At 38.3% G+C, this 23,225-nt stretch carries 28 protein-coding genes and 2 tRNA genes; 13 read left to right on the plus strand and 17 right to left on the minus strand.

Annotated features, from left to right (window positions below):
* The 7 genes from ACKWCD_RS13415 to ACKWCD_RS13445 all read left to right on the plus strand — a co-directional run.
* Positions 1 to 309: hypothetical protein (locus ACKWCD_RS13415; RefSeq protein ID WP_413984478.1), on the plus strand; the 309-nt coding region annotated here is incomplete at its 5' end.
* Positions 306 to 659, plus strand: coding sequence for a single-stranded DNA-binding protein (locus ACKWCD_RS13420; RefSeq protein ID WP_138659885.1), 354 nt, complete (start codon positions 306 to 308; stop codon positions 657 to 659). The genes ACKWCD_RS13415 and ACKWCD_RS13420, both read left to right, overlap by 4 nt.
* Before the next feature lie 86 nt (positions 660 to 745).
* The gene (locus tag ACKWCD_RS13425) at positions 746 to 1,195 is read left to right on the plus strand and encodes a JAB domain-containing protein (RefSeq protein WP_138659884.1); all 450 of its coding nucleotides are present in this window, start codon (positions 746 to 748) and stop codon (positions 1,193 to 1,195) included.
* Positions 1,196 to 1,207: 12 nt separating this feature from the next.
* On the plus strand, positions 1,208 to 1,426 hold the full coding sequence (locus ACKWCD_RS13430) for a hypothetical protein (protein ID WP_413984479.1): 219 nt from the start codon (positions 1,208 to 1,210) through the stop codon (positions 1,424 to 1,426).
* A 380-nt stretch (positions 1,427 to 1,806) separates the two neighbouring features.
* Complete coding sequence (locus ACKWCD_RS13435) at positions 1,807 to 2,376, plus strand: BfmA/BtgA family mobilization protein (protein ID WP_413984480.1); 570 nt, start codon at positions 1,807 to 1,809, stop codon at positions 2,374 to 2,376.
* 1 nt (position 2,377) lies between these two features.
* Complete coding sequence (gene mobB / locus ACKWCD_RS13440) at positions 2,378 to 3,397, plus strand: MobB family relaxase (RefSeq protein ID WP_413984481.1); 1,020 nt, start codon at positions 2,378 to 2,380, stop codon at positions 3,395 to 3,397.
* 9 nt (positions 3,398 to 3,406) lie between these two features.
* A complete protein-coding gene (locus tag ACKWCD_RS13445) occupies positions 3,407 to 4,996 on the plus strand; it encodes a type IV secretory system conjugative DNA transfer family protein (protein ID WP_413984482.1) in 1,590 nt (529 codons plus the stop codon).
* Positions 4,997 to 4,999: 3 nt separating this feature from the next.
* On the opposite strand, the gene ACKWCD_RS13450 is transcribed toward ACKWCD_RS13445, so the two are convergent.
* The 4 genes from ACKWCD_RS13450 to ACKWCD_RS13465 are packed head-to-tail and all read right to left on the minus strand — an operon-like array spanning position 5,000 to position 7,322.
* Positions 5,000 to 5,668, minus strand: coding sequence for a hypothetical protein (locus tag ACKWCD_RS13450; protein ID WP_413984483.1), 669 nt, complete (start codon positions 5,666 to 5,668; stop codon positions 5,000 to 5,002).
* Entirely contained in the window at positions 5,655 to 6,650 is a 996-nt protein-coding gene (locus tag ACKWCD_RS13455; protein ID WP_413984484.1) for a hypothetical protein, read from the minus strand. The genes ACKWCD_RS13450 and ACKWCD_RS13455 overlap by 14 nt, the downstream gene beginning before the upstream one ends.
* A gap of 2 nt (positions 6,651 to 6,652) precedes the next feature.
* Positions 6,653 to 7,147 (minus strand): Pycsar system effector family protein, encoded by a 495-nt coding sequence (locus ACKWCD_RS13460; RefSeq protein ID WP_413984485.1) that lies wholly within the window; start codon positions 7,145 to 7,147, stop codon positions 6,653 to 6,655.
* A 1-nt stretch (position 7,148) separates the two neighbouring features.
* A complete protein-coding gene (locus ACKWCD_RS13465; RefSeq protein WP_172976340.1) occupies positions 7,149 to 7,322 on the minus strand; it encodes a hypothetical protein in 174 nt (57 codons plus the stop codon).
* 123 nt (positions 7,323 to 7,445) lie between these two features.
* Here ACKWCD_RS13465 and ACKWCD_RS13470 point away from each other — a divergent pair, with 123 nt between their 5' ends.
* From ACKWCD_RS13470 to ACKWCD_RS13480, 3 genes are read left to right on the plus strand one after another with little or no spacing between them, the layout of a single operon-like run.
* The gene (locus ACKWCD_RS13470) at positions 7,446 to 8,030 is read left to right on the plus strand and encodes a hypothetical protein (RefSeq protein ID WP_413984486.1); all 585 of its coding nucleotides are present in this window, start codon (positions 7,446 to 7,448) and stop codon (positions 8,028 to 8,030) included.
* Positions 8,027 to 8,428 (plus strand): hypothetical protein, encoded by a 402-nt coding sequence (locus tag ACKWCD_RS13475; RefSeq protein ID WP_413984487.1) that lies wholly within the window; start codon positions 8,027 to 8,029, stop codon positions 8,426 to 8,428. Before ACKWCD_RS13470 ends, ACKWCD_RS13475 begins: the two co-directional genes overlap by 4 nt.
* Positions 8,412 to 9,224: an ImmA/IrrE family metallo-endopeptidase gene (locus ACKWCD_RS13480; protein ID WP_413984488.1), complete on the plus strand. Its 813-nt coding sequence runs from the start codon at positions 8,412 to 8,414 to the stop codon at positions 9,222 to 9,224. The genes ACKWCD_RS13475 and ACKWCD_RS13480 overlap by 17 nt, the downstream gene beginning before the upstream one ends.
* 113 nt (positions 9,225 to 9,337) lie before the next feature.
* Here ACKWCD_RS13480 and ACKWCD_RS13485 read toward each other — a convergent pair whose 3' ends face one another.
* From ACKWCD_RS13485 to ACKWCD_RS13510, 6 genes are all read right to left on the minus strand, one after another.
* Positions 9,338 to 10,162 (minus strand): DUF4138 domain-containing protein, encoded by an 825-nt coding sequence (locus ACKWCD_RS13485; protein ID WP_413984489.1) that lies wholly within the window; start codon positions 10,160 to 10,162, stop codon positions 9,338 to 9,340.
* Positions 10,159 to 11,097 (minus strand): conjugative transposon protein TraM, encoded by a 939-nt coding sequence (gene traM, locus ACKWCD_RS13490; RefSeq protein WP_413984490.1) that lies wholly within the window; start codon positions 11,095 to 11,097, stop codon positions 10,159 to 10,161. Before traM ends, ACKWCD_RS13485 begins: the two co-directional genes overlap by 4 nt.
* A 21-nt stretch (positions 11,098 to 11,118) precedes the next feature.
* Positions 11,119 to 11,733, minus strand: coding sequence for a conjugal transfer protein TraK (locus tag ACKWCD_RS13495; protein ID WP_413984491.1), 615 nt, complete (start codon positions 11,731 to 11,733; stop codon positions 11,119 to 11,121).
* A 20-nt stretch (positions 11,734 to 11,753) separates the two neighbouring features.
* Positions 11,754 to 12,593: a hypothetical protein gene (locus ACKWCD_RS13500; protein ID WP_413984492.1), complete on the minus strand. Its 840-nt coding sequence runs from the start codon at positions 12,591 to 12,593 to the stop codon at positions 11,754 to 11,756.
* A gap of 2 nt (positions 12,594 to 12,595) precedes the next feature.
* Positions 12,596 to 13,186, minus strand: a complete 591-nt coding sequence (locus tag ACKWCD_RS13505) for a conjugal transfer protein (RefSeq protein ID WP_462037581.1) — start codon at positions 13,184 to 13,186, stop codon at positions 12,596 to 12,598.
* A gap of 66 nt (positions 13,187 to 13,252) precedes the next feature.
* Entirely contained in the window at positions 13,253 to 15,661 is a 2,409-nt protein-coding gene (locus ACKWCD_RS13510) for a TraG family conjugative transposon ATPase (protein ID WP_413984494.1), read from the minus strand.
* Between ACKWCD_RS13510 and ACKWCD_RS13515 the strand changes: the two genes are divergently transcribed.
* Positions 15,660 to 15,827, plus strand: a complete 168-nt coding sequence (locus ACKWCD_RS13515; RefSeq protein ID WP_413984495.1) for a hypothetical protein — start codon at positions 15,660 to 15,662, stop codon at positions 15,825 to 15,827. The two genes, ACKWCD_RS13510 and ACKWCD_RS13515, sit on opposite strands and share 2 nt — an antisense overlap.
* A 104-nt stretch (positions 15,828 to 15,931) precedes the next feature.
* On the opposite strand, the gene ACKWCD_RS13520 is transcribed toward ACKWCD_RS13515, so the two are convergent.
* On the minus strand, positions 15,932 to 16,219 hold the full coding sequence (locus ACKWCD_RS13520) for a hypothetical protein (protein WP_138658712.1): 288 nt from the start codon (positions 16,217 to 16,219) through the stop codon (positions 15,932 to 15,934).
* Positions 16,220 to 16,408: 189 nt separating this feature from the next.
* Here ACKWCD_RS13520 and ACKWCD_RS13525 point away from each other — a divergent pair, with 189 nt between their 5' ends.
* Positions 16,409 to 17,035, plus strand: coding sequence for an N-acetylmuramoyl-L-alanine amidase family protein (locus ACKWCD_RS13525; RefSeq protein ID WP_413984496.1), 627 nt, complete (start codon positions 16,409 to 16,411; stop codon positions 17,033 to 17,035).
* Positions 17,036 to 17,190: 155 nt separating this feature from the next.
* Positions 17,191 to 18,612 (plus strand): AAA family ATPase, encoded by a 1,422-nt coding sequence (locus ACKWCD_RS13530; RefSeq protein ID WP_413984497.1) that lies wholly within the window; start codon positions 17,191 to 17,193, stop codon positions 18,610 to 18,612.
* 52 nt (positions 18,613 to 18,664) lie between these two features.
* On the opposite strand, the gene ACKWCD_RS13535 is transcribed toward ACKWCD_RS13530, so the two are convergent.
* From ACKWCD_RS13535 to ACKWCD_RS13560, 6 genes are all read right to left on the minus strand, one after another.
* Positions 18,665 to 19,810, minus strand: coding sequence for a hypothetical protein (locus ACKWCD_RS13535; RefSeq protein WP_413984498.1), 1,146 nt, complete (start codon positions 19,808 to 19,810; stop codon positions 18,665 to 18,667).
* Positions 19,807 to 20,094 carry a helix-turn-helix domain-containing protein gene (locus ACKWCD_RS13540; RefSeq protein ID WP_099544439.1) on the minus strand — a complete coding sequence of 96 codons (288 nt, stop codon included), beginning with the start codon at positions 20,092 to 20,094 and terminating at the stop codon, positions 19,807 to 19,809. Before ACKWCD_RS13540 ends, ACKWCD_RS13535 begins: the two co-directional genes overlap by 4 nt.
* Positions 20,095 to 20,270: 176 nt before the next feature.
* Positions 20,271 to 21,101, minus strand: coding sequence for an RteC domain-containing protein (locus tag ACKWCD_RS13545; protein ID WP_099544440.1), 831 nt, complete (start codon positions 21,099 to 21,101; stop codon positions 20,271 to 20,273).
* 392 nt (positions 21,102 to 21,493) lie between these two features.
* Positions 21,494 to 22,738, minus strand: coding sequence for a site-specific integrase (locus tag ACKWCD_RS13550; RefSeq protein ID WP_413984499.1), 1,245 nt, complete (start codon positions 22,736 to 22,738; stop codon positions 21,494 to 21,496).
* Positions 22,739 to 22,965: 227 nt separating this feature from the next.
* Positions 22,966 to 23,040: transfer RNA gene (locus tag ACKWCD_RS13555), tRNA-Pro, on the minus strand.
* An 80-nt stretch (positions 23,041 to 23,120) separates the two neighbouring features.
* A tRNA-Ser gene (locus ACKWCD_RS13560) sits at positions 23,121 to 23,209 on the minus strand.
* Between the last annotated feature and the right edge of the window lie 16 nt (positions 23,210 to 23,225).

Consider the following 23,225-nt stretch of genomic DNA (forward strand, 5'->3'; position numbering starts at 1 on the left):
AAAAATCAAAAAAAGGAAAACGCTCAGGATATAATAAGTAAATCGATTCAAAAGGTTTGCACAAAAAATCTTGGAAGAATAGATAAAACTTATGCTTCAAAATTTGGATTTATCATAGGATACTCTGTGGGAAGTAAATCAAAACCGGAAATCATGAAATCATATCAAATCCTCAAAAATGAATCGGAACAAAAGTTAAAAAATAACAAAAAGGAAAACGCTCTAGGTGTAATAAGTAAATCGCTATTAAATGCTGTTCGAAAAGTTCGGGCAGGTCTATTAATTCATTCTAAATATTTTCAATTATGAGTAATCTTAGAAACAAAGTCCAATTGATTGGCAACGTGGGGAACAATCCCGAAATGACCGTTTTGGAAAGCGGTAAAAAAGTAATCCGTTTTTCATTGGCCACCAATGAGAACTACAAAAACGCCAAAGGCGAGAAAGTTCTAAGTACAGACTGGCATAATATGGTGGCTTGGGGCAAGACTGCCGAGATTGTAGAAAAGTATGCCGTCAAAGGCAAGCAAATTGCCATCGAAGGAAAATTAACTTCTCGCAGTTATGAAACCAAAGAAGGCGAAAAGCGATACATCACGGAAGTGATTGTTAGTGAAGTATTGTTATTGGGTTCTAAGTCTGAAAACAAAGCAGCTTAAACAGTGGATTGTAGAAAAACAAAGAGGGCATTCTCGGAAAAGTACTGCCCTCTTTTTCATTACTAATAACGTTTAAATCAAAAGCAATGAAATCACAAGTTAATGAAATTAAAGTCAGTTACAAAGAACGCATAACCGCACCATTTTGGCGCAAGATAAATTCCTCGAAAGATGCTGCGGAACTTCTTTTTGAGCATTGGGATAAAAGTACTATTAGCTTACATGAATCGTTCAAAATAGTTTTATTGAATAATAACAATAAGGTCAAAGGAATCTATCAAATTTCACAAGGGGGAATAACAGGAACGCTTGTAGATTTGAGAATCCTATTTGCGGTTGTCCTAAAAACCCTTTCCGTAGCGATTATCTTGACACACAACCACCCAAGTGGAACACTAAAAGCAAGCGAAGCGGATAGACAGATTACGAAAAAAATCAAGAACGCTGCACAGCTTTTAGACATCAAAGTACTCGATCACATTCTAATTGTACCCAATGGCGACTATTACAGTTTTGCCGATGAGGGAATACTTTAAAATTCAAATCGTATGGATATTAATATAGATATACCGTTTCGTCTAAATTTCAATAATCTGGACGGAGATACACAGGAAAAATTGATGGAGCAATCCAAGAAAGAAGTTGAAATAAAATTCGGTTCTGAAATGAAAATATATGCCCAAGAAAATCATTTGGACTATCAAGAAATTTTGGAAGAGGAAGCTATTAAGAACCTTTATAATTACAAATTCATGTTCACTATTTAAAGCAAGAAGATTTTGAATGCATGGGGCGACTTTCAAAAAGTTGCCCTTTTCTATTTTAGAAAATGCAACACTTCTCAATAATTCATATTGAATCCATAAAAAAATAGCTTTAACCTTCTTAAAATGGATGCCTTTTTCAACTTTAGAAACGAGAGCCTTTACCTTGAAGTAAAGGTATTTATTTTTTCCCCTGCGGGGAAAAAGGAATAGCAAGAGGATAACACGCTAAAGCGATGTTATGAAGTTCGATATCTTTTTCAATGCCTTGAAAATGAATTGATTATCGGTGTTTTAGGCTCTGATACAGTCTAGGAATAGGTCAAAAGTTTGTTGCAAAACATTCGGAAGACCCCTAAAACATTGAAAAAGTTTGTTGCAAAATGAAGGTAAAAAACAAATACAAGTATGACTATCTGGCCTTGAACTTACAGGCAAAGGTCGTTGTACGCTTTCGTGCTTTCTCTAAAAAGGTAGCCCGTTCTCATGCCGAGACCTTGACCGCTATGATGGACTTTTTTGAATGGCACAACTACTCGCCACACCAACGTTTTGGCAAAGATGTAATCGCAGGACAAAAGAAAAACCGCAAACGAATCGATGCCGTTATTGCGATCATCAAGTCCGTCGAGAAGTCACAGAACGTTCCGATTATGAATATCGAGGCTATGCTAAAATCACTCTTTAAAGAGGAGATTAAAAAGTATGCCCCCAAATTGTTGGAACCAAAAAAGGTTGCTAAATCCAAACAAAATTCGACAGCCGAAAAAAATACCGTTTCAAGAATCGACTATGACCGAACACAGGAAAAACTATCCGAGACCAAAGACAGATTACGATATGTTTTGGAACGGGTCGAACTGGTCAGCAACCGTTTCGGAAAAGACTTTTTAAAATTGGAAATCACTCGAGAAGAACTTGCACGTTTCAAAAGGGGCTTAAAAAATTCATGATATGTATATAGCAATCACACCACAGAAACTAGGTCAAAGTTATTCGAACAGCGCAGCGGATTATGTGGCCTATCTCGAAAAGGAAAACGAGGGTTTGGAACAGGAAAATCAGGAACATTTTTTCAGCCAAACCGAAGACCGAATTTCCCCCGATAAAGTCATTTCTGAAATCGATGCCAATACCGCAAAACTCAAAAAAACCGAACCCAAATTTTATTCGATCGTAGTCAGTCCAAGCCAACGCGAACTCAAAAAAATAGCGAACAATCCAGAGGCGCTGAAAACCTATACGAGGGAGTTAATGAAGGAGTACGCCAAATCCTTTTACCGAGAAAAACCCGTAACCGTAGATCAGATAAAATACTTCGCCAAAATAGAACACGAACGCACCTATCGTGGCTTCGAAAATGAAGTGCTGGAAAATGCCCCCTATCGAAAACAAATTGCCAAACTGGAGAACGATATCCGAAAGGTAGCGCGTGGGGAATTAGAGGGAACTATTAAAAAATTGGAACAGGAAATCACAGCTTTAAGACAAGCAGCACCCCATCAGATCAATGGCCAGATGATCGTAGCCGGAATGAAAAAAGAGGGCAACCAATCCCACATCCATATTATCGTTAGCCGCAAGGATGTGACCAATACCTTTAGCCTTTCCCCTGGATCGAAATACAAGGCATCCGAAGTTGAAATGCATGGTAAAAAGGTGCAACGGGGTTTCCACCGAGATCAATTCTTCGAGAAGGCCGAACAGACTTTTGATAAAGTCTTTGGTTACGACCGCAACTTTGTAGAGACCTATACCGCCAAGAAAACCTTGGTTAAAAATCCCGCGATGTTTCGGATGCTCTTGGGGAACCTACCCACCAACGAAAAAGCCCTTGCCCTGAAACTGCTCTCGAAATCTGGAATGCGTATTCCTTCCATTCCAACGAACAAAGTGCAATTGGCCTTAAAAGTGTTTCACAGATTAAGACGGGGAATGCAACGGGCCATCGAATCAGGATCAATCGGAATTTAAATCAAAGCCATGGAAGAATTAAATTTTAGTCGTGTTGTGTTGACCCTTCTCTTTGGAAGCGGCCTTTGCTTACTTTTGGTGCGTTTTATCAAGGAAGGATTCTTTATCAATATACTTTGGATCGGGCTTGGATTGTTTTGGGCTTGGTCAAATGCCGCAGATCAAAAGCAGTTCCTTTCGGTTCTGCTAATAATTGGTTTGCCCCTGTTGTTTATCAACATCCTCTTTTATGTATTCTTTCCCAAGGAGGGCGAATCGAATACCCAAGGCAGGTATCGCGTCAAGCTTCAAGTCTCAAAAGGGAAACTGCTTTTGGAAAACATCCGTAGGGGAATTGCCATTATCGGAGCTGCGGGAAGTGGCAAAACGGAAAGTGTAGTCTATCCCCTTTTGAATCATTTTAGCCAGTGGAACTTTAGTGGGGTCATCTACGATTACAAAGACTTTGAGATTACCGAAATGGCCTACCCCCTATTCAGTCAATGCGATATTCCCTTCTTTATCATTTCCTTCGACACCATTCATTCAAGGGTCAATCCCATTGCCCCAAGATACCTGCCCGACGAGGAAAGTGTCAACGAGCTTTCACGGGTACTGGTAGAAAACCTTTTGGAACAGAAGGACAACAACATGAACGCTACCACCCGGTTCTTTAACGATGTGGTAGAGGGCCTAGTCGGGGGAATGATATGGCGTTTGAAAACCGATTTTGAAAAATGCTGTACCCTGCCCCATTTAATTGCCCTATATCAACATCTAAATACGGCACAACTTATTGAGTTCCTATCCGACAATGTTACCTCGAAAGCAATGGCCGATGCCTTTATTAGCGGAGTGGATTCTGAACGGCAAACAGCTGGTGTCAAAAGTACCTTGGCCAATGCCTTTAAAAAAATCAGTACCCAACGGATTTTTATGGCGCTCTCTGCAGATGAAGTTGATTTGAACATCAATCACAAAGATAATTTGGCGGTTGTTTCGGTGGTCAATAACCCAAAAATCGAAACATCCCTTTCCCCTGTTATTGCGACCATCATTCATACCATGACCAAGCAAATGAGTGTCCGAAATCAAAACGCTTCTTTTTTGTTAATGGAAGAAGCTGCGACCTTGCGATTATTGAATATGCACCGTATTCCTGCTACCTTACGCAGCTATGATATCGCCACGGTCTATGTACTGCAGGACAAGATTCAAAACGATATGATATACGGGCCGATGGCCAGTAAGGCAATCTTGGCCAACCTGTCCTATCAGTTTTTTGGGAAGGCCAATGACCCCGATACCGCCAAATATTACGAACGCTTTTTTGAAATCGTAAAGAAGGAAACCAAAAGCGTTAACAAAGGCTATAACCTCAACTTTGACACTCGTGTGACTAAAGGGGAACGGGAAGTGGCAAAGACCCGTGCCGATGTGTTCTATGGCTTGCAACAAGGGGCTTTCGTGGTGCTGACAGATGGAAAAGATAAGAAAGTGCAATTCAAAACACCCAAGATTGTTAGGAAGTTGCCTTTGCCAGGACGGAATTTAAAAGAAAAACTACAGGAGAATTTTGAGAAGATTCATCGGGAGGCGAAGGGGATTCTCCAAGAATAACAATTACGCTTCTTTTTTTTCGGAAAGCAAATAAGTAAATAAATCTAAATCCTTTTTCAGGCGCTCTTGACCATAGGGAATTAACTCTAATACCTTTTTTCCACAGCACCTTTTGAATTTGGGTTTTCCACAAATTGGGCACTGTGAGTTTCTCTCTGGCTTTGGAAAACCAATTGTCACCTTCAAAAGAGAAACTATGTACTCAATATTTGTCAATTGGTGTTCTTCCTCATAGAACTGAATAACGCCAGAGAATCCATGCTTATATTCACCTTTGGCATATTTCTTCTTATCACAATGATAATGATAGTTGGCGAAAAAGGGGTAAATGACATCCTGATAGAAACTCGTAAACCTTATCCCTCTCCTTTTCATTTTATCCAAAACATGCGGGATGTCCAAACAGCAGGCGCCTTCTTTTGATATGTGCAAGTCATCGGTTCTATCGATGACATTACTTTTTTCAATTACAACTGGGACAGTATGAGGATACTCGTTCTTGTTAAGAATAATCTGCACCTCAAAACTACCCCAATAAGCATTGTCATCATCCACAATGTCCATTTTGCCTTCGAGAACTAAATAATTCGGATTAGGATACTCAACCCTTTCAAAGGCAAAGTATTTGGACAAGAAATGTTTTATTTCAGTGTCCAGACTATAATTCCCCATTATTGAAAAAAGGTTTGCTTTTAGAGGCAATGTTGTGCAAATTATCACTATTCCGCCCGGGTGTGGGTAAAGCATTAATGGTTAAAACGAGAACACCATTATCTTTTTGAACAGCCAATCCGATATCAACCAAATATCTTTCCCAATCAAAATGATATTGGTTATATACTCGACCGTCACCATAATCATGGATTGGATTACTACGCTTATCAAAATACTTATCCTTACCTATTTGCGTATATATATGATGGCCCACAACTATACCATTAATTTTTGCGTTGCCTTGCATTTTTGGGGCCAAACTGGTATGAAGACTACAGGTAGTAACTTCTCCGGAATCACCAATACCAGAGTAGAACCATGAGACCTGATTTGAATGACCCAAATCCAGCCCTCCCCGAGTATGAATATCCTTTATCCCATTGGACTCAAAATAATCCTTCAAATCGTTCTTGACAAAATAAGAGATCATTGAAAAGGATTTTAGAGCATCTTTGACCGCCTGCTTTTTATCCATATTCTTTCGTCCAAAATAAACCATCAAGCCATCACCGTGAATTCTGTGAACGTAACCCCCACATAGATTTACAGCAAATATTGAGGCACGTACAATACTCTCCGTAATAAGCCGGACTGTACCTTTAGTAAATTGGTTGAAAAGTTGTGTGCTCTTTCTGACATCTATGAAGCCTGAAATTATCCAATGGTCTTCAGAATCGCCCGTTCCCCTCAAATAAGAAAAATCCGGGTGGTTACCAAGACTTGGATAAGTTAGAGTCGATACCCCGCCCATTCCTTTTGAAAAAGTCTTCATGCTCTCATTGAGTTCCATGCCTGGGAGTTCGTTTCGCAACTTTACTAAATAATCTTGATTAGTTTCTACATAGGGTTGGCCGAGGCCATAGTAAGATCTATGCTTTCGTAAAGGGTCATTTTCTACCGCTTTCTGAATTACATTTTTATAAGAGTCAAATACATCCATTTTTACAATAATTTTGAAATTAATAAATAGGTTAATGGGGCTAGAAGAACGAATTGCGCAATCAGTAAAACACCAACCCAAGTCAGTTTTCGAAATTTTTTGGTAAGACCGATCGACATCAGATGTACCTGGCTTCGAAGGTCTTTTAAATCTCCCTTTTTGTTTTGTTCTTCGGAATTTTCAGAAAACGCATGGAACTTCTTATCACTTATCGATGCGAAGTAGTACAGCGAATCGAACTTAGTGTTTGGGGAGAAATATGGAATACTGGCCCATGCTAAAAGAATTAAGCTTAATATTCCGAGAACCAGAATCGAGCCAATAACGAACTGTAACCAAAAATGCTGAGTCAAAACTTCCTTTACCTGTGTTATTAAGGTAATGACACCACCAGTTAAAAAGGTATTGATGGCTATGTACACGGCGGTCTTGTTATTTACACTATCGAAGTAATGGTCTAGCCTGTTGACCGTATACTCAAGTCTTTCTTTTTCCATATTATTTTTCTTTTCTAACACCTTTGAACTTCCCCCCAGAAGTTTTTACATCCATAAATCTTCCGGTGTCGGAATCTCGTTTTACGAATAGGTTTGTCTTTGGGTTTAGAACCTGGGAGCGATTTTTCACTGCTCCTTTTCTAGCATTATCACCTGTAGGTTTATTCTTTGCCATTTTTAATATTTTTTTTATAAATAAACTTGTATTCATAGGTATATGCCCATAACTTTCGTTTTTTTGCCACCAACATGGAAAAAATCTTCTTTAAGCGAGCATATACCAAATAGAAAGTACTTTATGTCGAATTCAAATTCGGAAATAAACAAGGCTATAGCTTCCTGTGATATCGAAAACTTGATATACAGGATGACAAGCTATACCGTAAATAGATTAGGAAGAAAAAACTCTGTTTACAATGGTTTAGAACCTGAAGATTTCGTTTTCTCCGTTTTTGAAAAGGCCTTGACGGGAATCAAAAATTGGCCTCACAAAAAGATTAGTTTTGAATACTTCATGTTTAAGGCATTACAGAATGAAATATGGGCCCACCTTAAGAAGTTAAAAAGAAGAAATCCAGATAAAAAGGAGGATGGCGTAGACGAATCGTACTTAATTGATATTCCTGATTTTCCTACTGAAAATGGAACTATGGAAGATCTTGGTGCTAACATAGACATCGAAACGCAAAAGAAAACCTTTCTGAAACTCTTGGAAGATTCAGGAGCTTCGGAAACAGAGATATGGATTTTTGAATGTTGGTGTGACGGTATTGATAACCCAGCGGAAATTTCAGACTTAATTGGAGTCGAAATTGCTTCTGTTTATAACGCCTTGAAAAGGCTGAAAAGAAGGCGAAAAAAAATTAATGAGGAAAGGTCATGAGCAACTTAAAAAATAAAATTGACAATAGTATCATTGAGTTTTATTTGAACGTTGATATTGGTATTATCAAAGATTCTTTGAAGGAGGATGGTTGTGATATTGATATATTGGATAAAAAGATATCTCAGTTTTCAAAGAGATTGAAATTCAATTATAAAGCTATTGAAGCTAAAGAAAAATCTGAAAACCTTATGGAATTGATTATTGGAAAGTTTCAAAATGCAATAGAAAAAAATATTGATAAACCAATTGCAACGCTTAAAAAACTAATTGAAGAAAAAGAACTTTCAGTTCAATTTAGAAACCTTGAGAAGTTGAGTGAAGATGAAATAAAGGAAATAATCAAAGGAAAAAACCTGGTTGATTTAATGGATGAGTTGGATGACGAAACTAATTAAATATACCAAAGGGGCTGCGTGTGCCAGAGACTTATTGCTCGATACTGGCTTTGATAATTTATTGCATTATCCATTGAACTTATTTGCAAATGGTTTGGGAGCAACAGTGATATATAAACCATTATTGAATTCAGATGGACGCATAATTTTTGGTCAAAAAAACACCCTAATTGAGATAAATAGCTGCATTGAATTTGAAGGAAAAAAGAGTTTCACTTTAGCACATGAAATCGGACATCTTGTTATGCATAAAGGAATTGATGTCCACAATGACAATGAAGCAACGACCTCATGGTTTGACAATAAAGAAAAGCAAGCTCAGCATAGTAAAGTTGAGAGCGAGGCGAACCAGTTTGCATCCGAATTACTAATGCCTAGTCTACTATTTATACAGAAACAAAAAGGAAAGAAATTTTCTCCACAATTGTTAAGGGATTTATCTCATTACTTTAAAACCAGTTTGACTTCTGTTGCCTTTAAATATCTTGAATTAGGAGACCACCCTATTTGTTTATTCCATTCTTATAATGGAAAGGTCTCTTATTGGAAAAGACCCGAAGAATTTCCACATTTTATAGTAGATCGAACTAAACTAACAGTACCGGATGATTCGGTTGCGATGGAGTTTTTTGAGAAGAATAGAATTTATCCAAAAGAACAATCCAAACAACAAATATGGAAATCCACTTGGTTTTTGGTAAATGATTGGGAAAAAGACGAAGACTATAATTTCTATGAGTTTGCCGTTGTTACACCTAAATATAATACTGTTTTAAGTGTTGTGTGGGAGGAATAAAAAAACTAGAAGACTTAGCAGAAACGTTTGAACATCGCTTGAAGGATTTTTAGGGAGAGTGTAATCTGCGTAAAATGTAAAAACTGTTCATAGAAATTTTACGAAAGACCTATTTATAACCTCCTTCTTAGTATCAATTCCCGATTCCCTTTAAATTCCTTTAGCCTTAATTCCAGTTTCTCATTATCGCCCAAAGTAAATTTCGGTAGTACATAAACAAACCTTGAAGTCTCTGCATGCCTAGTTTTTTCAGGCATTTTATAAACATATTGAGGCTTAAGCGGTACGGATTGATATGAAGCTCTGCGTTTCTCGTTACCTATGACCATCGCTACTTTCAGATAGTCAATGTCAAAATCAATACCCGATTCGTTCTTGATCTCGAACTGAATAAAGACCAAATCCTCGAAATAGACCATATTCTTGATGGCCAATGAAACACCTTCTTTTCGCTTGAAAATATTCTTTCGTTCCGGTTGTTCGAGCATTGCTTTTGATGATTTTTCCAAAAACGCTTTTGGGTATTGTTTGTGTACGACCATATTGGAATCCAGTTGTACGGTATCACGAATTACAAGAGACTCCCTTTGATGTTCGTGCCCGATACTTTCTGAAAAGGAAACAAAACGGTTCAGCTCCTTTAATGAATCGGCATACTTGATGATGTATGAATATACCTTACCATCTGTGGTAACTACTAGAAGATTGCTCTGTTTTCCTTTGGTAGCTTTCAACAGTCCCAAGGGTTGAGCGCGCTCCCGATTGTAACTGAAGACATAGTTAGTTGCTCCGACGATTCCCTGACGGATGTTCGTCGGAAAGAATAGAGCCAGGTTCATTTTTTCATTGGCATAAATGGTATCCAATTGTCGGGGCTCTTGGGCAAATAAAAAATCACCCAAAGTCGCCAAAAGAAAAATCAAGAATTTATGTCTCATAGCTTCGGTTTTAAAATGAGTTTGTAATTATTGTTGACCGTAACCTTGACGTTACGGTTATTGCGTTGGAATACTTTTTTCACTCCACTTACCCCAGTATTGACAGCCCCTGAAACATCAGGAACTCCAGGAATATTGAATTCAGAAATCGCATCGCCCAAGACCTCTTTGAAAACATCGCCACGGAAACTATTTCGAATGTAGATGCCTTCCAATCCATCAGCATTATCATAAGCTTTGAGCTTCAACGGAATTCCCTCGATATTCTCAACATTTAAAATGACCCGATTGGGCCGGAACTTGACAATTCCGTAGAGCAGTGTATTTTTTTTGATTTCCAAACCTTGAAGGGTCGTGTTCTGAGTTACCCGCAATTGTAGCCGGTCATTTACCCTTATGGTCTGCTCCCCATCGATTTCCACTTCCAAAGATTCGCCAGTGCCATCTGCCAAGACTTGGGGACTGACCGCAAAGAACAATTGATGCTCCAGACCCATCGCCTTCAATGGCGAAATAGTGTCTTTTGTATCGATTACCTCGTTTTTCTTTCTCCGCTTTTTACGTAATGGTTTTCTGGTTCCAGAAGCTGTAGAATCTTGAGAGTAATCTATACGACCGATTCGGTAAATACTATCCACGATACGCTGTTTCTTTTTGTCCAAAAGGTCTTCATCGTATATTCCCGATTCATCTAAGAAACGTTCGTCATAAATACTGGGGGCAATCCGTTCCCTTTCATCTTTTATGGCATCCACTGCTACCTTTTTGGAGGAGTACATATCCTCCCCATCTTCTAGTTCGGGCACCAAAGTCTGTTGGAGTTCGTTGGCATTTTCATCATCCGCACCCAAAACAAAAACCGAATAACCGATGATGAATAAGATGACCACTCCGATTACCGCTGCAAATACTATTTTCTTTTTGTCCATTTTCATAGCTTACTTTTTTAGTTCAATTCACTCCTGCTCTTTTACCTTCTTCAAGGAATTCTCGAAATAATCGGTAATGAGTAATCCATGTGTATTCTTGGGATAGTTTCGGTCAACCGTTATGAGTCCGCCTGTTGAGACCATTTCATAGCGGTCAATGACGGACCCTCTGTTGATTTCAAAAACGGTTATGGTTTTAAAGCGATAGGGTTCGGCCCTTAAATCCACTTGTGATTCGACACTCAATACTTTTTGGACCAGGGAATATTGCAATATCCGGTTGTAGACCCCATCTGCCTTTTTCTGCCGATAAACATTGTCGACCGTGCTGTTTCCCAGCCAAAGTGCCTTTTCAAGGTTACTCTCATAATTACTGTCATCAATACCGTAGAAGTATTCATGGAACAGTTGCAAATGCGACAATGCCTCGACCTGAAGATTTTCCTTTTGGGAAACCAACTTTAAGGGAATTACAGAACCATCCGTATTCACGGCGAAGGCACTACCCATCGCTTTTTGGTACATATTGAATACCATTACCCCTGAAAATACACTGGATAAAAGCGCTGTAACGGTAACAACTATCGTCACATAGCGGTTCAATTTGAGTACATCATAAATGTTCTTATACGGTAGTTTCATACTTCTATCATTTAAGTTTATTATGTGAAGAGTCTTAGCGTAAAGGAAGTCGCCCTCTTGTAAAGTTTGAATTTCAGGAAGACGATAAACCCAATGGTCGCGGCTTCCACTAAAATCTTTATGGTGGTATTATCTGTTGGCCCTCCCCAAAGGTTCGTCCAGAAATTGGCGTTGATTTCCGAATACAACTGGTTCACAAAAATGTTGACCAGAAAAAAAGCAGGGACGAGCATATAGACCGCGGCATACAATTTGAAAAAGGTATAGGCCATAGTTCTGAATTTCTCAAAAACCGCCAAACTGATGACCAAAGGAAAAAAGGCCTGCATAATCCCAAGCAGGAAATACCGCTCCGCCAAGAACAAGGGATAGATGAACAGGTCTATCATCCATAGGATGAGTCCAATGAAAAAACTGAACATCTTGATGCCGAATACGGGAGTGACCAAAGCTTCGTACAATAAGGCCCAAGCTTTCTTGGCCGCATCGAAAGCACCAACATCTTCTTCAATCGGAATTTCCTGTAATTGCAAAGGAATCAAGGCCGGAGCTGTATCACGATACTGTCCTTCAATGGCCACCAAAATACCATCGAAAAAGCCCAGGATCTGTGTCGAGAATATGACCAATAGGACGATTACAAAATTCTTGGCGAGATCCCTTGGGGATAGTCCCCATGAATATCCTTCCTTATCGGCAACTCCTTCATTGTATTTTTTGAGGATGTTGACCAAAAAGAACAGCACGGCCAAGACCTTGATACCCCTAATGGTATAGGTAGAGAAGTCGGTGCCCTTGATCGTCTCAAAGACAGCGTCTACATATTCAAGTCCTATGCTCAAGGAAATCATGAGTTCCATCTTTAATAGTTAGTTTTTCTATTATTGATCTTGTCCTGCATTTCACGAAAGGCAATGATATCACGATACCGCTCAGTCTTACGCTCGATTTCGGTCACCATTTCCTTGGACTCCTGTTGATGTGCACGGATGGCCCGCATGCGTTCCCCATCCGTCAACTTCAAATGGTCACTGGACAGGATTTCGTTAATGAATTCCAAGTCCTCCGTAGCTTGATCCAAGATGGCGTTGAACGATGTGGATATCCGTTCCACTTCATCAGCCCTTATATGCGGTGAATTAAGTATATCCCTTAAATCTCCCTGCACCGTATCATAAAGGCGTTTGTTATTGCGAATGAGTTCTTGCACTGCCTTTAGTTTTTCAATGGCTGCACTTACCTTTTCGATATTTTCTTTCTGTTTTTTAAGGAATTTGACCGTCTTGATGATATTGGCGGTCTGTTTTCCAGCTTCCAACAGTTGTTTGACAAATGAGATGAAGTTCACATTGTCGTAAACAGGTATTCCCTGAGCCCCCGCAATGCGGGGAGATAAGAAAAAGGCCATTGTAAGGGCTAGCATTATGCTAGTTTTTTTGATTCCTATTTTCATGATTTCTGGTTTTTGTGATGCCGAAACTTTTGATTTCGTCATCTGATTCAACATTCATTATTTATGCTATGCGGCCTTGCGTTCCAAGAACCGCTTGATAGCTATTTCCATATTGTCTTCTTCGTTATAAAGTGCCATTATGGCCTCGTTGTCGGAGCCATCTGTTAGGTAGGCCGCGAATACTTCGGGCGGTACTTCCAATCGGAAGATGTTGCTCTCCTTTCCGATTTTGATGAACATTTCGGTGTATTTGCGTTCACCCGTAAGGTCGTTCTTTATTGATTTGAGTTGGTTCAGGTCATGACTGGATAGGTTGAGCCGTTTAATCAATTCGTCATACCCCTTTTCATTGTTCAGACTATAAATTACCTGCGTATTTTCCAGTATACTTGCGGATGTGGAATTGTCCGGGAGTTGGTTGATGGATTGCAAAATGATTCCGATGGCCCCTTCCTGCTTTCGGATGGCCTGATAGTAGAATTCAACACTTTCCAATACGTTCGGAAATTTCAGTTGCTTGGCGAACTCATCGAAAAGGATGATTCCTTTTTCTTCCTTGTTGCGCCAAATGGTGCGTTGGATTGCAGTTTTGATGAGCTTTAACATTACGGACAGGATTTCCTTATTGTCCTTGACCTCGTCCAGTTCGAAGACGATCAATCGCTTGTCTTCTATCTTATAGGATTGGTCCTCGCTCATCTCGAAGAGGAAGCTATACAATCCACCTTCCACATATTCCGAGAGGATGTGCAAGAAATTGGTAATGTTGAAATACGCCTTGTCGATACCAAGGGTTTCCAGAATTTGCTCACGATTGTTTCGGATAAAGCCATAAAAGCTCTCCAAGGAATGAGCCTCGGAAACAGTTTTGTAGTAATGTTGAAGGATTTTCTTAAGCGATACCGATTGTGCCTTGGTCACTTTTAAATCCGACGCAAGTAGTTCAAACAGAAAGACGGATAGGTCTTCTAAACGCTCTGGACTGATATCGTTTACATCCGAGATATAAAAGGGGTTGATACCTAAGTTCTTTCCGCTCTCATAACGCAGAACAGTATACTGCTCAGGGTATAACTGTGCGAACTTGGTATACGAACCCCCTAAATCGATGATGACCAGACGGACATCCATTTCAAAATATTGGCGCAGGATATTGTTTGCCAGAAAGGATTTCCCCTCACCCGTTGGCGCAAAAATTGCAAAGTTCCTTGCCTTTATCCGTTTCTTTTTTTCGTCCCATACATCTTTCAAAACGGGAATATTATGTTCCCTATCGTTGAATATGATTCCTGTTTTATCGGATTGATAATTCGTGTTATTGATGAGCAAACACAATGCATGCTTCAAATCGGTCACGTAGAGGTCTTCATTTGAAAAGTTGGAAGCGAAACAGCAATAACTATTCAGAAAATAGTTCTTGCGCTCTTCGCTACTTGGATAATAAGGCACGATATCCAGTTCCTTAAACTCCGTCTTAATTTGTGAAGCAATTTTTTCGAGTTGTTTTTCCTCTTTGTGCCAGTAGATGACGTTTAGGTGACCCCTTATGATTCGAGAACTATCATCGGTATTGATCTGCTCTTGGATGTGCTGAATTTTCTTGAGGATGACCTTGTTCTGAGACCCGAAATTGGAACTCTTGTTCAGTTCTTCGATTTTCTTGTCCAATAGCTTGCGCCATTTCTGTTTGTCATCGAGATATATGATTTGGTTGACCACATGGTTTTCGTTTAGGGAAAGCCCAAGTCCATCTATAAAACCTTGATGAAAACTGAAATCATCCGAGGTAAAGCGTTCGTTTATCTTACTGGTCTGTACTTTCTCCCCAAAACAGCTTTCACTGTTCACGGCAAGTACATCGAAATGATTCTCCCCTATTTGGATATCTTTTCTTCCTAGTTCAATAGCTGTATCAAAACCTTCGTTATAGCCGTTGAAATAATCCGAACTCATTGATATGATTTCTTGGCTCCTCATCGGTATCAGCGACACCTTTCGTCCATTATTGATAAATGAAACCGAGTCGTTGACAGCGGTTTTGAAACGCTGCAGATTTTCCTGTAGCACTTCGGGAATCTTTGCATCCGCTTTGCGAAAGGGGTTGACATATTTTGAGTTGTTGAGTTGTTTGTTCTTGGTAAGTGTAAAGAAGAGATACCCTTGGTGTTCCATATGCTCTCTTCCCTTAAAGTAGTCATATGTGGCCTTCGATAGAAAGGTGTTATTGGGTAGGTTTTCCGAAGTGAAGGATTTTTTGAAATAAACGTCCTGTTTATGCACTACGGTTCCGACGGGTAAGGATTTCATTGCCTGGAACCAATTGCTATGCATGTCCTCGAAATCTTTTTCCGAAAGGGAATAAATCTCAGGTAGCTCTACCTTATAGCAGGCCACCACATTCCCGTTGTTACAGAATAACAAGTGGTCCTTGATGTCCGCTATGGGATGATATTTAGAGATATTAATCTTCGACATGGTTCAGGATATTGTCTTTTTTATTACTGATACTTTTAGGGAATACTTTTCTGATATTGAAAAGTTGAGTACTGCTGCTCATTTTATTCAGGCCTATAAAGAGGCCAGCGTTCCAAATAAAAAGCGAGAGCACCATTATCAAACTGAACGAGAAAATGATAACTAACAGGGAGGCCACGACGGACACCATCAAAAGGGCAAAGAGCGATATGGGCAGACCCCATATCAATGCCCCTTTGCGGATGTTCCGGTAAACCTCGTAGCTTCTCATTACACCACTATTGAGATTAAATAAGTAAAGATGCCGACTACGGCACCGGCTATAAGCACGAATACCAGTACCCTTGTAATACCCTTTTTGAGGTCCGCGTTCTCTCCGAAAAAGTGGCCCGCATTAAATAGGAAACCTATAAGAAAGATGACCCCAAGGATAATGGGAAAGATGGCGCGAATGGTATCAGATACATCGTTTACGGAATCTTCGATTCCACCGACCTGAGCGTAACTGGCAAGGCTCATAAACAGGAATGCCAGCGTTAGACTTTTAGCTTTTTCCATAACTGATAATTTTAAGGTCGAAATATTTCGGCCTGTGATTAATTATTATGGAATGTAGAAGGGGAAAGCTCTTTTTGCCGAAGGATTCCTAAAAATTAACTAGGAATAGCGTTAATTTTTGATGGAAGTTTATGGTTTTGGAAGATTCGTTGAATATTGCTCAATGAAGAATTGTAAAATCGTGAATAGATGAAAACAAGGACAACTTTTCTTATATGTCTATTTATTCTAGGTAATAACAAAGCTATTGGTCAAACATTAGAAGCGGAGAGAAAAGTTATTGTTCTTGATGCCGGGCATGGTGGAATCGATTCGGGTACGGTATCTGACGACGGGCTGCTTGAAAAAGATGTTGTTCTGGATATCGCTCTAAGTATGATGGCATGGAACCATGGTTTGTTGGAATCTAAATACGATATCTATCTGACAAGGAATAGTGATACACTTATCTCCTTGGACGATAGAGCTAAACTTGTCAAACATATTAAGCCGGATATTTTTATTTCGCTGCATTGTAATCATATAAATGATTCGAACATAAAAGGCGTAGAAGTTTTTACCTATGATAATAATGAACTATCCGAACTATACGCCCAAATAATTTTGTATGAGCTAAATCAGAATCTAGGCTTTGTGACCAGAAAACCCAAAGAAGGCAATTTTCAGGTTATAAGGGAAACAAAAGAGCACTGTCCTGCGCTTCTATTAGAGCTTGGGTATTTGTCCAATTCAAATGAATCCGATTATCTAAAGGGTAATGAGAATAGAAAGGCATTGGCTTTGGCAATTTTAATGGCGATAAAATTGACGATATGAAAGAACTGTTATATGAAGTTGTTAAGAGTATAGGAAGTATTATTTCAACGATGTACAAAGAAGTGACCTATTTCATGGGCAATTATAAAAACAAGAACTTATAAGTCGCCAAAACTAGTATTTTTGTAATACATTTGGCGAGATATAATATATATATGAGACAATTAGTAGGAAGAATACAGGAGAGAGGAATTTTAGAGGCAGCTTTAAAAAGCAACCGTCCTGAACTTATTGTAGTATATGGAAGAAGACGGATTGGGAAGACATTTTTGATTGATAAAGTTTATGAGAAAGAAATAAAATTCAGGTTTTCTGGAATTCATAATGCTTCTTTAAAAGAACAATTAGCTAATTTTCATTTAGTACTTTCTGATAAAAACCTAAGGTTCAAGGAACCAAAAAGTTGGATTGAGGCTTTCCATCATTTAGGTAAGTATTTTGATACCTTAAAGTCAAAAAAGAAAAAGGTATTGTTTATTGATGAATTTCCCTGGCTTGATTCTAGGCGGTCGAATTTTCTTTCTGCCTTTGATAATTTCTGGAATAACTATGCTTCAAAAAGAGATGATATGGTTGTCATCGTTTGTGGCTCAGCCGCATCTTATATGATTCAGAATATCATCAAGAATAAAGGAGGCTTACATAATAGATTAACGGAAAGTATTCAATTGGCCGCATTTAACCTTAATGAGACAGAACAACTTCTAAAACAGAACAAGGTAAAATTCTCTCGTTATGACATCTTACAAATCTACATGGCAATGGGTGGTATTCCCCATTATCTCGATAAGATAAACCCTGGTGAAAGCGTTCCACAGGCCCTTGACCGATTGTGTTTTATGAAAAATGGATTTCTTCGAACGGAATTTGAAAATGTATTCGCTTCCCTTTTTGATTTTTATGAGAACCACGAGTCGATTGTACGTTCATTAGCTTCAGTAAGAAAAGGTCTGACAAGAAATGAAATATCCGCCAAAACGGGCATGCCTTCCGGCGGAGGACTTACAAAAGCTTTAATGGAATTGGAAGATTCAGGGTTTATTGAAAACTACTTGCCATATCAAGGTGTCAAAGATTCCATCTATAGACTTAGTGACGAATATTCGATGTTCTATATCAAATACATTGAAAAAACAAAACCTTCGCAGGGTGGTCTTTGGATGGTAATGCAAGGGAAACAGTCCTATAAAATATGGTCAGGATACAGTTTTGAAACCATATGTATAAAGCATGTCGAACAAATTAAGGAAGGGTTAAAAATAGCAGGAATCAATTCAACTCATGGAAGCTGGATTGAAAAAGGTAACGGAAAGGGAGCCCAAATAGATATGCTTATCGATAGGGATGATAATGTCATCAATCTATGTGAAATGAAGTTCTACAATACTGAATTTACATTGAATAAAAAGTACGCCAATGAAATAGCAAATAAGTCCAACAAATTTGTAGAAAGTACCAAAACCAAGAAGAGTGTTTTTGTAACTTTTATAACTACTTACGGATTGGTTTCAAATCAATATTCTAAGCAGTATGTGCAAAATGAACTTACAATAGATAATCTATTTAAAAAGTTATAAGTCGCCAAAACTCATATAAAAAGTATGGTTTTGGCCATTTATAACTAGCTGTTCAGGCACATTTTTTATAGAACCGAATGGAATCTTCTAATTTGAATTCGGCCCATAGCAATGGATGGTCACTAGCTGCATCCTTTTCATTTTCAACAGTATCATAAGTTTCCCATTCTGGTTTCTTGAGTGGCCACATGGCTTTTCTATTCAATCCACTATCCTCCACTTTGTGAAATAACGAAGGGGAAACCAATAGATAGTCCTTCTGTTTGATATTGACACCCATTCTGTAAGCCCCCATTCTGAAATAACGAGAATCGTTTCCTGAATCCAGAACTGTATGGAAAGAATCATGTTTGACAATATCCATAACTCCTGTATCCAAAATTGTAGAAATGGAGGCAGCATAAGAGGGTGCATTTAAAGTTCCGGCTATGATAATATTTTCTGCTCCTTTTGATTGTAGGTCGTTATAAATCTCTGCAATCTTATTTGCTTGTTGCCTTCTTAAGGAATCAGGTTCGTTTTCCCCTGCAAGCTGACAACATAGAAGATGTAATGTCTTATTTTGGGGAGTTTTGATTTTATATTTTTGAAAATCAGTATTGAAAAGTAACCTTCCCTTAGCATCTTTTTCATTTGAAAAGGATTTCACTGACTTGATATGATAACCCTTCTTTAAAAGGATGCCCATACCTAAACCTAAGCCGTCATTACCCTGAAGATGCATAATTTCAGAATAGGCTGATTCACTATTTTTTTCAAAGAATAATTCATGGAACTGGATAAGGGATTCCCTATTTTCAACTTGTTGTAATAAAACAATATCTGGGTCAATTTCTAAAATGACTTTAGCTTTATTGATAATGGACTTCTTATTTATTGGGGCTGATTTTAATCTTGTCCAACCGTTCCAATTGGTCAAGTAAGAAGCTTGTGTCTCCATTACCTGCATATCCGATTTCACATGTAGATTTCCTTCTATATTTCTCATTGATAGATAAGACGTATGTGTTGCTTGATGGAAGCCCAGAAGATTTGCCAGTTCCCTCATACGATTATAGTCAAGAGAATTCTTTTGGGTTTTGGAAAAAAGTGATTCGAACTCCTCTTTCCAAATCTCGGATTTAATTTCGTATTCCAACTCTATCATATCAATATGTCTGTGGAATAGGTTTTGAATATTAAAGGTCGCTATTTTCATGCTGCTTTTCTTTTAAAATCAATCTCGTTGTTTTCCAGTATCTCATTAATTTTTTCCACATCATAATAGATGATTCCGCCAAGTTTTGAAAAGGGAATGGTTCCGTTTATTCGGAAATTTTGTAGCGTACCAGGACTAATTTCGAGTTTACTCATAACTTGACCAGACTTAATCCAATGATCAACCCCTACCCTCCCACTAGACACAAGTAATTCTTTTATTTCGTTAAGAAGTTTTATCCTGAACTCTTCTAAATCTTCTGTTGTAATAATATTTGCTGCCATAACTTATTTGTTTATGTTAGAATTGAAGTACAGGGAATGAATCAATCCTACTTTTAGTAATTTGAATCCCTTTAAACAAATTTGATTATAAACAATGGAGAATATTCACCAGTTAACCCGACCTCTGGTGAAATTTTAACATTTTTAACGGTCGCTAAGATGAAGGTAATTTTAAATTATGCATCAGCAGAGTCCATGCGATCTTCAAGGCCTTTGGACAGGTCTTCCATAAATTTAGCACGGCTTTTTTTTCTTCTTCGAATTTCTGAATAGATTTTATAAATATCACCTGAGTCGTGGTTAAAAACCCTACGGAGAGCCCTATCGATTGTCGAAATTTCAATCTTACCATCGTTTACCGCACCTACACTCACCAGAGCGTATATGAGTTCAACATAAGCGGTATTTGAAAATGTCCATCTCAATTCACTCTCAGAACATTCATCGCATGGTGGACAGTCGGAATCAATTTTTGAAAGGCGCTTTTTCAAATAGTCTATCAACCTCTTATTTGCAAATAACTTGGCTAACAATAAGTCATGAGATGTACTGAAATCCCTGTCACGATAATAGTGTCTAGAATAAGTAATATTTACATCTCGAAAATTTGCCCTAGTAAAGTAATTCTCATCTAGGTGGTTCTTTTCCTGTTCAATGTATTGCGTAAAGTCAAGATTATATCTAAAGAATCGATTGATCTTGTCCATCTTTTTCTGGATATACTCTTTTTGGACATCTTGGTTACCTAATGGAAATTGAATTTCAAAGGAACGCAGTTCCGAATAGTACACCAAATTGGACAATGGAACTTGTTTGATGTATTTAAAGAAGTGGATTTCGGCATCGGTATTTTTGAACTTGAAGCTTGAAATCTGCTTTTTAAACCGATAAATAACATCTCTGCATTTCGTGATGGATAGGTCACATTTTTTAATGACCTCCGAAATGGTGTTCTCAATTAACTTTAAATCCTCTAATAACTTTTCTGAAAGTAATGCTCTTTCCATATCCCAAAATTTAGACAATAGTTCATACTATCGTTCATCATAGGATTGGGGAATAACTATATGAATTACTAAATAGAGGTTAGGAAATTCTCTATTAAACAAACACCAAAAATCATGCCTTCATTGGTATAGACTTCAAAATATAATTGAAAAGAATAAAAAATTAAAACTAAAATTAGGGAAACAAAGGGTAGGGTTAGTCAAGTGGTTTTGATAGAAAATGAAATACCAATAAAAAAAGGCTGAATCAAAAACCAAGTTTGATTTCAGCCTTTTCTCGCAATTTGACCTTCAACGATAAACATATTGGAAATAAAACACCCAGAACCAAAATCGAACGATCTTAACACATTTTGTTTATCAAAATTTCGTAATCTTCAAAAAAAAACGCTTTACGCAACTTTTCTTTCCGTGGATTTAAGTTTCGTTTTTAGGTCCGAAATATCCTCACTAATCTTCTTTTCCAATACTCTGGCATAGATCTGAGTGGTCGAAAGTTTCTTATGACCAAGTAATTTAGATACGGTTTCTATTGGAACACCATTGGCCAAAGTAACAGATGTTGCGAAAGTATGTCTTGCACAGTGAAAAGAAAGATTCTTGTCAATTCCACATTTGGCAGCTAAGATTTTCAAATATTTATTACATTTCTGATTAGAATATACCGGTAAAAGCAAGTCTTCATTCTTCCCGTAAAGTTTATCTGCATATTTGTCCATTATGGCCTGGGCCTTGTCCAATAATGGAACCTTAACAAGTGTCTCACTTTTTTCCCTTCGCGTGAATATCCAATCATCCCCGTCCATCCCAAGAACAACGTGTTCAGGCTTAAGTTGTTTTGCATCTATGTAGGATAAGCCCGTATAGCAGGCAAAGACGAAAACATCCCTAACATATTCAAGTCCAATGTCCTTCAAAGAAAGACTCTCCATCAATTTCAATTCCTCGATACTCAGGAAAGGTCTATCGTACCGGTTGAAGTTTGCACGGAAAAACGCGAAAGGGTCTTTCTTGATGCAATCCAATTTGAATGCGATGGTCGTCATCTTTTTCAACCGTTCCATATGCTTCATAATTCCGTTATTAGTCAATGGTTGAGAGGCCTTTAACGGTTTACAATTCCGAAGGTAGTTCTCAAAACTAAGAACAAAGGAATAGTTGATGTGGGCGAGGTGCACATTCTTTGACTTATACTTCTTTTTGATAAACAATAACAAGTATTTTTCTGTGGCACCATAATTCTTAGCGGTACCCTGCTCCAACTTCGGTACTTCATTATCCTTATGATATTGAAGCAAGTCCTTAAGTGTTCTAAGAGGAACGTCCTGACCGAGATACCTCAATTTTACGGACTGGGCAGTAAGAATCCTGCCCTCTTCTAGGAGCTCTTTTTTACTCTGGGTAATATCTTGGTAAACTTCCATCAAGTCATCGTTTATAGACTTGGCTCCATTTACCTTGGTTTTTACCCTACCTGTATCATAAGACCAATAGGATTGTAATACAGAATGTTTTGTGCTGACATCTGCTCGGATGCCGTCTACCGTAATTCGCGCATAAATTGGGATAGTACCATCCTTTTTGGTGGAACGCTTCTTTAGCCAAAATACTACGCTAAAAGTGTGTGTTGTTTTCATCACTTTCGTTTTAGAGTTATTAATTCCGTTAAACGAAAGTCAAATCGCTGTGAAGATCAATTGCGACGATCTAGGTGTAAGATACAAAATTGATATTTATCAATAGGACACCTAATAGGACACCTTCAAATATGATTCTAAAACTATTCAAATGAAATCAAGGAAAATTTAATTCCTTGATTTTCATTTGTTTAGCAAAAAGATGGTATCTAAAAATACCACTTTTGTCGGGGTGGCAGGATTCGAACCTGCGACCTCCGCGTCCCAAACGCGGCGCGATAACCGGGCTACGCTACACCCCGTAGCATAAAAATTTCAAAAAATAAATACCAAATTCCAAAAAGTAGAAATTAGTATTGCTGCACTCTCGCACAGACTCTTGCGGAGAGACAGGGATTCGAACCCTGGGTACCCTTGTTAGGGTACGACGATTTAGCAAACCGCTCCTTTCGGCCACTCAGGCACCTCTCCTAAATATCTTCAATGA

This window comes from Maribacter taeanensis, assembly GCF_047345145.1.
Classification (GTDB): domain Bacteria; phylum Bacteroidota; class Bacteroidia; order Flavobacteriales; family Flavobacteriaceae; genus Maribacter_C.

Excerpts from the sequence above, each read along its gene's own strand:
- traM (WP_413984490.1), bottom strand. The coding sequence starts at position 11,097 with ATGAAAATGGACAAAAAGAAAATAGTATTTGCAGCGGTAATCGGAGTG.
- ACKWCD_RS13495 (WP_413984491.1), bottom strand. The coding sequence starts at position 11,733 with ATGAAACTACCGTATAAGAACATTTATGATGTACTCAAATTGAACCGC.
- ACKWCD_RS13450 (WP_413984483.1), bottom strand. The coding sequence starts at position 5,668 with ATGGGGAATTATAGTCTGGACACTGAAATAAAACATTTCTTGTCCAAA.
- ACKWCD_RS13550 (WP_413984499.1), bottom strand. The coding sequence starts at position 22,738 with ATGAAAACAACACACACTTTTAGCGTAGTATTTTGGCTAAAGAAGCGT.
- ACKWCD_RS13485 (WP_413984489.1), bottom strand. The coding sequence starts at position 10,162 with ATGAGACATAAATTCTTGATTTTTCTTTTGGCGACTTTGGGTGATTTT.
- ACKWCD_RS13500 (WP_413984492.1), bottom strand. The coding sequence starts at position 12,593 with ATGGAACTCATGATTTCCTTGAGCATAGGACTTGAATATGTAGACGCT.
- mobB (WP_413984481.1), top strand. The coding sequence starts at position 2,378 with ATGTATATAGCAATCACACCACAGAAACTAGGTCAAAGTTATTCGAAC.
- ACKWCD_RS13430 (WP_413984479.1), top strand. The coding sequence starts at position 1,208 with ATGGATATTAATATAGATATACCGTTTCGTCTAAATTTCAATAATCTG.
- ACKWCD_RS13515 (WP_413984495.1), top strand. The coding sequence starts at position 15,660 with ATGGTTCAGGATATTGTCTTTTTTATTACTGATACTTTTAGGGAATAC.
- ACKWCD_RS13465 (WP_172976340.1), bottom strand. The coding sequence starts at position 7,322 with ATGGCAAAGAATAAACCTACAGGTGATAATGCTAGAAAAGGAGCAGTG.
- ACKWCD_RS13475 (WP_413984487.1), top strand. The coding sequence starts at position 8,027 with ATGAGCAACTTAAAAAATAAAATTGACAATAGTATCATTGAGTTTTAT.
- ACKWCD_RS13505 (WP_462037581.1), bottom strand. The coding sequence starts at position 13,186 with ATGAAAATAGGAATCAAAAAAACTAGCATAATGCTAGCCCTTACAATG.
- ACKWCD_RS13540 (WP_099544439.1), bottom strand. The coding sequence starts at position 20,094 with ATGGCAGCAAATATTATTACAACAGAAGATTTAGAAGAGTTCAGGATA.
- ACKWCD_RS13520 (WP_138658712.1), bottom strand. The coding sequence starts at position 16,219 with ATGGAAAAAGCTAAAAGTCTAACGCTGGCATTCCTGTTTATGAGCCTT.
- ACKWCD_RS13445 (WP_413984482.1), top strand. The coding sequence starts at position 3,407 with ATGGAAGAATTAAATTTTAGTCGTGTTGTGTTGACCCTTCTCTTTGGA.
- ACKWCD_RS13435 (WP_413984480.1), top strand. The coding sequence starts at position 1,807 with ATGAAGGTAAAAAACAAATACAAGTATGACTATCTGGCCTTGAACTTA.
- ACKWCD_RS13425 (WP_138659884.1), top strand. The coding sequence starts at position 746 with ATGAAATCACAAGTTAATGAAATTAAAGTCAGTTACAAAGAACGCATA.
- ACKWCD_RS13530 (WP_413984497.1), top strand. The coding sequence starts at position 17,191 with ATGAGACAATTAGTAGGAAGAATACAGGAGAGAGGAATTTTAGAGGCA.
- ACKWCD_RS13510 (WP_413984494.1), bottom strand. The coding sequence starts at position 15,661 with ATGTCGAAGATTAATATCTCTAAATATCATCCCATAGCGGACATCAAG.
- ACKWCD_RS13535 (WP_413984498.1), bottom strand. The coding sequence starts at position 19,810 with ATGAAAATAGCGACCTTTAATATTCAAAACCTATTCCACAGACATATT.
- ACKWCD_RS13525 (WP_413984496.1), top strand. The coding sequence starts at position 16,409 with ATGAAAACAAGGACAACTTTTCTTATATGTCTATTTATTCTAGGTAAT.
- ACKWCD_RS13545 (WP_099544440.1), bottom strand. The coding sequence starts at position 21,101 with ATGGAAAGAGCATTACTTTCAGAAAAGTTATTAGAGGATTTAAAGTTA.
- ACKWCD_RS13470 (WP_413984486.1), top strand. The coding sequence starts at position 7,446 with ATGTCGAATTCAAATTCGGAAATAAACAAGGCTATAGCTTCCTGTGAT.
- ACKWCD_RS13420 (WP_138659885.1), top strand. The coding sequence starts at position 306 with ATGAGTAATCTTAGAAACAAAGTCCAATTGATTGGCAACGTGGGGAAC.
- ACKWCD_RS13480 (WP_413984488.1), top strand. The coding sequence starts at position 8,412 with ATGACGAAACTAATTAAATATACCAAAGGGGCTGCGTGTGCCAGAGAC.
- ACKWCD_RS13460 (WP_413984485.1), bottom strand. The coding sequence starts at position 7,147 with ATGGAAAAAGAAAGACTTGAGTATACGGTCAACAGGCTAGACCATTAC.
- ACKWCD_RS13455 (WP_413984484.1), bottom strand. The coding sequence starts at position 6,650 with ATGGATGTATTTGACTCTTATAAAAATGTAATTCAGAAAGCGGTAGAA.